This window comes from Poseidonocella sp. HB161398 (genome assembly GCF_005870025.1).
In the GTDB taxonomy this organism is placed as follows: Bacteria; Pseudomonadota; Alphaproteobacteria; order Rhodobacterales; family Rhodobacteraceae; genus Mangrovicoccus.
This window is the reverse complement of record NZ_VATA01000127.1, coordinates 1-8483: the sequence shown is the minus strand read 5'-3', so window position 1 is coordinate 8483 and position 8483 is coordinate 1. Positions and strand designations below refer to the sequence as shown.

3 protein-coding genes and 2 pseudogenes are annotated in these 8483 nt (G+C 65.8%); 2 read left to right on the top strand and 3 right to left on the bottom strand.

All coding sequences use genetic code 11. The annotated features are described in order from the left end of the window. Positions 1–1001 precede the first annotated feature (1001 nt). A complete protein-coding gene (locus FGX59_RS35125; RefSeq protein WP_138473177.1) occupies positions 1002–2207 on the top strand; it encodes a glycosyltransferase in 1206 nt (401 codons plus the stop codon). A gap of 3 nt (positions 2208–2210) precedes the next feature. On the opposite strand, the gene FGX59_RS35120 is transcribed toward FGX59_RS35125, so the two are convergent. Continuing rightward, positions 2211–3395, bottom strand: coding sequence for an NAD-dependent epimerase/dehydratase family protein (locus FGX59_RS35120; protein WP_138473175.1), 1185 nt, complete (start codon positions 3393–3395; stop codon positions 2211–2213). 1468 nt (positions 3396–4863) lie between these two features. On the opposite strand from FGX59_RS35120, the pseudogene FGX59_RS35115 reads away from it, so the two are divergent. After that, positions 4864–5854, top strand: a pseudogene (locus tag FGX59_RS35115) (transposase); the annotation flags it as partial. A 428-nt stretch (positions 5855–6282) separates the two neighbouring features. Here FGX59_RS35115 and FGX59_RS35110 read toward each other — a convergent pair. After that, complete coding sequence (locus FGX59_RS35110) at positions 6283–7185, bottom strand: ATP-binding protein (protein ID WP_240722860.1); 903 nt, start codon at positions 7183–7185, stop codon at positions 6283–6285. 354 nt (positions 7186–7539) lie between these two features. Beyond that, positions 7540–7953: pseudogene (locus FGX59_RS38380) on the bottom strand (hypothetical protein); the annotation flags it as partial. Positions 7954–8483: the final 530 nt, after the last annotated feature.

The window sequence follows — 8483 nt, the reverse complement described above, 5'->3', positions numbered from 1 at the left end:
GGCAACGACCGGGCGCGGCATCACCCGCGCGGGCAATGCCCGCGTGCGGCACAAGCTGATCGAGGGGGCCTGGACCTGCCGCCTGCAGGCACGACCGGGCGCGCGGAAGCTCTGCATCCTCGAAGAGCAGTCGCCGGAGGGTCCATTGCGTGGAAGGCGCACTCCCGCCTGACGGCCCGGTATCGCAAGCTCAGCCAGCGCGGCAGGAAGCCGACCGTCGTCACCGAGGCAATCGCGCGGGAGATGGCGGCGTTCATGCGGGACATCGCCCGCCGCACCATGCCCGCGCACTGAGCGCGCTCCCCGACGCGCCCAATGGCGGGCGCGAGGCCGACGGCAGGGGACTATCCGGCACTCGCTTTGCGGCCAGCTTCGCGCCGACGCCCGCCGCAAGACAGGAATAGCCCCGGGCCGCACAATCGCTCCTGCGGTATCCAGCCCGCGCATCAGAGCTTGCTCACCGACGCCTTCGGACCTCGTGCCCCCCCCTTGGGCGTCCAGACCACGACGAACGCCCGGGCGTTCCAAATCGCGTGGCCCGCCCCTTGAAAAAAGACATCAGAGCGGTAGCTCTGCGCCACCCAGGCGGAGCTGGAAGGCGCTCTCCTCGCGTTCGCAGCTGGCTGCAACTGCGCGCGAAGAGTGACAACTCTGAAGGGTCTCGCGCCGTGCGAGCTCATTTGCGAAACATGGACGAAAGCGCCGGATCGTTTCAACGGCGATACGGCCCATCAAGCCCGGCACCCAACATCGTGGCGACGGCGCATCGAGAAAACCGGCCCGGGCGGCTGCACTCTTGAAATTGCGCCGGGGACCATGAAGGATCGTCTTCGCGGTCGGCCTAAGCGCAATCCGGACAAGTCTCGATTTTACCACCGCAGCCGGGTTCGACGCGTCACTTCGCCCCTTATAGTTGTCGGCAGTCCGGCTATTCTGATCCGGAATTAGATTGTCAGTCAGGTTTTTTAGATGATGTCAGACTTTTCCACTCGGCCTGCGCCATGACGTTCCCGGAGCAGGACACGCCCCGTCCGGAGGAGACAGGCGCATCGGTCGCCTCGCAATCCGCGCCCTTGCGGGGTGTCTATATCGGGGTCGACGCCACCAATCCGACGCTCATCCTGCGGATCCGCTCCTTCCGGAAAGCCGGTGTCGAGTTGACGAGCTTCACCTTCCGCCGGCACAAGTTCAACACGGGGTTCCAGCCGGACTGGGTCAATATCCACCTCGGGGATACGGTCGACAGGCGCTACCTCGACCGGCTTCCCGCGCTTGTGCGCGCCCTGCGGCGGATGCTGAAGCACGGCGATGTCTTCCGAGACGCCGACTTCATCTACGCCCGCAACATGGATCTGCTGGTGCTGGGCCATGTCGCGCGGATGCTGACGCGCAGCAAGGCCAAGCTCGTCTACGAGGTCGAGGACGTCCAGGCGATCTTCTTCAAGAAGACCTTCGGCGGCGCGCTGTTCCGCCGGCTGGAGCGCTGGCTCCTGCGCCATGTCGATCTGCTAGTGGTGATGTCGCCCGGCTTCCTGCGCGGCTATTTCGAACCGGTCCAGGGCTGGGACGGGCCCAGTTTCGTGCTCGAGAACAAGCTCCAGCTCGGGGACCGGCCGGAAGCCCCGACCCCGGCGGGCCGGGTCTGGGAGGACATCGCCGACCGCTGGGTCATCGGCTGGTTCGGCACGCTGCGCTGCCCGAAAAGCATGGCGCTGCTCGAGGAAATCGCGGAGGCGCTGGGGCCCCGCGTCGAGATCTACACCCGGGGCTACCCGACCGAGACCGGGCTCGAGGCCTACAGGGAGATCGTCGAGCGGCATCCGAACTGGACCTATGACGGCGAATACACGATCCCCGACGATCTCGAGGACATGTATGGCCGGGTCCATTTCTCCTGGTGCCTCGATTTTCTCGACGAAGAGGGCAATTCCCCGCTGCTGCTGGCCTGCCGGATGTACCAGGGCGGCTTCTACGGCTCGGTGCCGCTGGTGGCAGAGGGGTCGGAGATGGAGCGCTGGCTCGAGCGGGCAGGCGTGGGCCATGCCTTTCCCGCGCCGCATGCTGCCTCGATCATCGAGTTCCTGAAATCCGTCACGCCAGCGGAATACCGCAAGGAGCGCGCCCGCATCATGGCAGAGCGGCGCGCGCTTTTCCTCGAGGATGGCAGCGACATGCGCGCCCTTCTGGAGACGATGCGGAAGCTCTGATCCTCAGGCGACCGAGCTGCGCCGTCCTTCCCCGCGGGGGCAGAGGAGGTCGCCGAGCTGCGCGATCTCCGTCCCGAGGATCTCGTCGAAGCGATGGGCGACGAAGCCCAGATCGTGGAAGGTCCCTCGGTCGACCTCGAACTCGTTCCCCTCGGGCTCGCATCTTGGGTTGTCGACATGGACGACCTCGGCGCCGGTGAGCCGGGAGACCTTCCTGGCCAGGGCATTGATGCTGCTGGTCTCGGCGATCTGGTTGAGGATGCGCACCCGCTCGCCCCGCGCCGTCGGGGTGGCGGCCGCCAGGGTGAGACAGGTCAGCATGTCCTCGATATGGATGAAGCCCCGGGTCTGGCTGCCGCTGCCATAGATGGTGAGCGGCCGGCCCTCGAGCGCCTGCACGATGAACCGGTTCGTCACCGTTCCGTAAATGGCGTCATGGTCGAACCGGTTCACGAGGCGCGGGTCGCGGCCCGTTTCCGCCGTCTGGGTCCCCCAGACGATGCCCTGATGCAGGTCGGTGATCCGGATGCCGTGATATCGCGCGTAGAATTCGAACAGATGCTGATCCAGCATCTTGGTCATGTGGTAGACCGAGTCCGGCCGTCCGGGATACAGGATCTCCTTGTCGACCGCGCGGCCGTCCGCGCCATGGGCGGTGACCTTCAGGTAGCCTTCCGGCAATTTCAGCCCGGCCGTGGCATAGCCGTAGACCCCGATCGTGCCGAGATGCATGAGATGCGGATCGAGCCGGGTTTCGGCCAGCGCGGCCAGCAGGTTGTGGGTCGCGCGGATATTGTTGTCGACGGAATGCCGGGCGCCTTCGGGGGACATCATCGAATAGGGCGCGGACCGCTGCTCGGCGAAATGGATGATGATGTCCGGACGGGTTTCGAGCAGCACCCGGCGCAGTCCTGCGTAGTTTTCTGCGAGGTCGATGTCATAGGTCTGGATGGCTCCGCCGCCCGTGGCCCTCCAGGCGTCCACCCGCTCCTGCAGGCTGTGGATGCGGGTCAGAGATGTCACGCCGAGCCGCCGGTCGGTCTCCCGGCGGGCGCCATTGTCCAGAATGACCACTCTTGCCGCTAGGGAAGAGAAGCGGAGCGCCGCCGGCCAGCCGCAGAACCCGTCGCCGCCCAGGACCAGAACGGTCTGCCCCGCGAAGAAAGACGGGCTATTGAAACTATTCATGCATAAACCTTATGGCACGGGAAAAATCGGTATTTCAGGCAAATAGAATATTAAGATGATATGACAGCAGCCCCGGTTCGGGCAATGCAATTCTGGCCGGTCCGGGTGCTGACAGCATAGCCGTCCTTCCGGCGGCATCGCAATGCGCCAAACTTGCCCGTGGCGGGTCAAGAAAGCGGCAGGCGGCATCCAGCAGTGACGTTGCGCCGATCGGGACCGATGGCGCAGGGAAGGGCTAACTCCGGCAGGGTGCGTCGGCGGAGATGCGCGAGGTCGTCCGAGAGAGGCTGAGCCGATTGCAGCCCCGCTGATCTGGCGTCATGGGCCGATCAGGTGTCAATCCTGGTGCGTGAGCAGGGCGCCGCGGCCCGGATGTCCGGCGGAGCGGATGGAGACGCCGGCCATTGCGCGATCACCGGGGCCGTCGCTCTCTAGCCGAGCGATGAATGCGGGCGCTTCGCCTTGCCGCGCTCTCGGCGCCCTCAAATGGCGACTTCGTCTCTGCCAGGCTGCAGAAGGTCTCGCTGTTCTCCAGCACGTCCGGTCGCCTCGCGTCTAAACGCGCAGCAGTGCTGCCTCGGGACGACGGCTCGACGGCTCGTTTTCCGGTCTTTGACAGTCCCGGGGGCGGCCCGGCTCGATATGGGCAGCCTGAACGCGGGGAGCCATGATCCACTGCCTGACAGCCGTGGCTATCAATTCCCGGCCGTCGCCCATCGTGCCCGGACCGATGGCACAAGGATGGAAATCGGCGGGAAGTCCCGCATGCTCGACTTCATCGACATATCCACGAAGGGATGCCTGCGGATCCGCGTTGCCCGCAGACAGAGCCCGGCCGAAATCATCGACGTCCCCACCGCCCGGTTCATCCTTCGCGATGTCCCAGGACACAACCAGTCGGGGCGGCATATCGTGGCGTCATCGCGCCGGGCACGATGGGCGACGGTCCGGCTCCCGGCGACGTTGCAGGACAAGACATGGGTCCAATGCCCGGGGCGAACCCGGACGCACGACCCGTTCTGCGGGCTTTCGCGGCGCCACTGGTGCTACGGCAACTCGGACTCCAGCCAGAGCCGCCCTTTCCCCGGCGGTCTCGAGGGCACTTTCAGCTTCGTCGGAGAAATGGTCCCCTGGGTCGTTTCCCGAGTCCCTTAAGTCCCGCCGCCAGATGCGGTCACCCGCTTCATGTTCACCGCCTCCGGTCGCGCGAAGCAGGGCAGAATTGCGGAGACACCCGTCGCGGCGGCATTGGCTGGCGAGCGCAATGACGTCCGCGGCCAGCGCATCTTCGTCGGCCCGGCCGCTCGGAGCTCTGCGCTGGGTCGACCGGTGCTGGCTGACGCGGCGGCAGGCGCATCCAGGAACGTCTGCCGGACGTGAACGACCTAGCAGGGTGCTGCAATAGTCGGGCCTCTACGTGGTCAGCAGAACATGATTCATCCGCCGCGGATCAACGGCGGAGACAGGGATGCGCGGTGCGGACGAGACGCGCGGGTCGCTGTTCCGCTATGTCGATCTCGAGGCGCGCCTCCCGGCGCGGCATCCGCTGCGGAAGATCCGGCTGGTGGTGAAGCGGGCCATTGAGGCGCCATCGGTCCGAGCCCAATGGCGAACGCGCGCGCCAGCCTCGATGACGACTTTGACGTGCTCTACGCCGAGTTTGGCCGTCCCTCGATTGCGCCGGAACGGCTGATCCGGGCCAGCCTGCTCCAGATCCTCTGCTCGGCCCGTTCCGAACGGCAGCTGATGGAACCGCTGGACGACAACCTGCTGTTCCGCTGGTTCGTCGGCCTCGGCGTCGACGACGCGGTTTGGGTCCCGACCGTGTTCAGCAGGAACCGCGACCGGCTGCTGACCACGGACATGTCGCGCAAGGTGATGGCATTCGTCGGGGAAACCGTCCCCCGGACGGTTTCCCGATCCTCCTCATTCCTGGCGCATCGCGAGGTGGCGCCGCTGCTGTCGGACGACCATTTCTCGGTCGACGGCACGCTGGTGAAAGCCTGGGCGTCGATGAAGAGCGTCCGGCCGAAGGAGGATGGCAGGCCGCCGAAGGACGGCGATCCTCCGGCACAGGATGCCGCCCGCAAGACCCGTCCCCGCAGCCCGGTCCGGAACCCCGCCCGATGTCCCGCCCTGCCAGCCGCAGCCGCAATGCCGAAGCGAACTTCAAGGGCGAGAAACGGACCAGCGCGACGCATGCCTCGACGACCGATCCGGAGGGGCGGCTCTACCGGAAGTCGCCCGGCACCGGCGCGATGCTGTGCTTCACGGGGCTTGCTGTCATGGATATGAGGCGTGTTCCGCCACCGGTCCGGGGAACGCGCCGATTGCGCAGCGGGCTTGCGGTCCAGGGCGAGCTGACCCAGGCCTGCGGCCGTGCCGAACGCAAGGCGGCGCTCGACATGATGCACCGGCAGTCGCCGGGGTCGACGAGACGGCTGACGCCGGGCGCGGAGTTGCCGGCGATTGCGCCACCGGTCCGAGCGACCGCTGGCGACGCCCGTGACGTGGAGTCAGAGAAAGCAGATGAATGCGCAAAATCAATCACGTCCGTTTCGGCGCCAGGAATCCATAAACATTTTCAATAACTTGCTGGCCTCGATATCAAGATTGAAAGCATAAGCCTGCGCAGAAACCAAAAACCTGCGCAGCATCAAAGACTTCTCTCATTAGCTCATCCAGTCGGCAGCATCCGGGTATGAAAAAACCCACGCCGAAGCGCGGGTTTCTCGAATACTGAATTGTAGTGGAAGGTCAGGTGCCGATGGCGGCCCGGAACGGCTTGTCCCTCCGGAACATCCGCTCGTAGCTGTCGTGGGTAAACGGCGTGGCCAGTTCGTTCATTCCGGTTTTGTCGCACCACGCCTCTACGAAATCCAAGCGCTCAAGCGACCCTTCCCCCCCTGGCAACCGCCAGTGCCACCGCATCCATGACCATGTCGATGACCAAGCGCCATCGGAATGCCCCTGCTGTCGCCAGGCGGTGCAGGAAATCTCCCGTCGGAAGGTCAGCATCGACATCGAGCCCTGCGCTGATCGCGTAACTGCCAACGATCTCGTTGATGATTTCATAGTCCCGCGCCGGATGCCCGGGCATGCTGTTCAGATCGACTTCACCGAACTCGATCCTGGTCATCAACCGATCAAGCTGCTCCTCGCGTTGCACATAGTCACCTAGCTCCGGGACGCCGGACAAGATCAGCATGAGCGGCCAGTCGTGAGGTGGCATAAAAGTTTCGCCACACTTCGTGTCACGCTTGTCTACCTTCATGAGGCCCTTGAAGGCGTCCAGGACAGCTTCGACCTCCTTATCCGATTTGCCCCGCATGATGTGCTGAGCCTCATCGTAGTGGATTCCAACGATGCCCTGGAGCTTCGCCTGCTTGATCACGAGATCCCAGATTTCGAACTGTGTCCGGCGCGTATTGCTGGTGATCGGGTAGCCCAGAGCCTGCAGCGTTTTGCGGCCAAGATCCTTCCAGGTACCCTTCGCGCCGAGCACGCAACATGCAAAGCGCGCCGGCTTTCCGTCAGGCAAGAGAACGGCGCTTTCGTTGAACTTGTCCAGCATGTCCGAGATCTCGGCGGTCTTACCGGAGCCAGACAGCCCTGTAATCAAGAGGCTGCGCCCTTCAAAGCTCTTCCCGGACCGAAGGCGGCCAAGGTGACGACTGAAGAGCTTCGAGAATTTGCTCTGGAGCTTCTCGCCCCTGGCGAGCGGGAAATGCCGCTGGGCGAGATCCGCATTCAGATCTGCCAACGAGGGAATGACGAAGGGGTTGGTCACAGTTTGCTATCCTTGATGCTACCAAAGGTCATGGTCTTGATGTCGTCAGAGTCTGGCGCTGAAGTGCTCACCTTCCCTGAGGGTACATCCGTCGGCACAGCGGACTGCGGCGGAGGTGCGCTTGCCCTGGGAGGTGTCGATGCGGACGCCGGTTTGAACGAAGCCGCAACGGCCGGGCGTGCCGGCACCACACCCGACGTGCGGCCCCTGCTCATGAGGTGCCCGGGGGCAGCTGTCGCACCGACATAGGCGGCAGGTCGCGTTTCGACCTGAAGCAGTTTGCTCGCGCGAGCCTCGAGCTGTGCGAGCGTCTGGTAGCTCGACGGATCGCGGGAATCGGGGAAGAAGCCGGATTCAAACGCGCGACGCTTCATCGCTTCCCCGCCGCGTTCCGCCCCAGGCCTTGCGCATCGGCGGGCCGGAGGGGTGTGCGTCCTTCCAAGCGGCCCTCGCGGCCGGGCGGGCCGGGTCTGCCGCCTCCGTCCGCGCGATGGCCCAGATGAAGCCCGCCATCTCGCGGGCGATGGCCGTGGTCACGACCACCTCCGGCTTCCCGGCCGCGGCCAGGCGGTGGCAGCGCCGGCACATCCGCCGCTGCCCCTTCCAGGCGATGTCCCGGACAGCCGCCGGAAGCCCCTCGACCCGGTCGTGCAGCTTGCGGCTGACCCGCGGCTGCATTCGGCAGCTCCATGCCTCCTCGATCAGGGCCCGGCGCGCGAGCCCGCTGCCTGCCTTGGCGATCCCGCCGCGGCGGACGCTGGCGCCGCTCGAATGCGTCCTGTGGCGTCAGGCCGGGATAGGCCATCAGCCGCCGTGGATTGCCGAAGCGGCGGAAGTCGCCGGCCCCGGCCACGGACGGTGACGGCGGCGGCGAACGCGACACCGCGCATGGCCTGGACGGCCTCCACCACGGGCGCCAAGGTCCAGTCCGGCAGCAGTTCGGCGATCTGCCCGGTTCGCTTCGCGACACGGGTCTCGGCATCGGCCACCGCGTCCACGTGGTCCTGGAGCACGATCTGCTGTGCGGGATGGTCGAACCGGACGGCCGTCAGCCAGCGGCGACAGGCCTTTGTCCAGCCCGTCCGGTCCTCAAATCCTCCCCCCGAGGATTTGCCGCTGGCGCGGACCGGTCCGAACTCCCCGGATAGATGCGGCCGTGGCGCAAGAGGAAGCCCTGCAGGTGCTGCCGGGCCTTGCCAGTGACGCGCATCGCCGTCGCCCGAGCGCGCGCCCCGGGTCGCGCGTCGCCTCGTGCGCCGCGTCCGGAACCCGGACCGCGGTCAGCTCTCCCGCCCGGG

Coding starts and splice junctions, on each gene's coding strand:
- FGX59_RS35125 (WP_138473177.1), top strand. CDS start 1,002: ATGACGTTCCCGGAGCAGGACACGCCCCGTCCGGAGGAGACAGGCGCA.
- FGX59_RS35120 (WP_138473175.1), bottom strand. CDS start 3,395: ATGAATAGTTTCAATAGCCCGTCTTTCTTCGCGGGGCAGACCGTTCTG.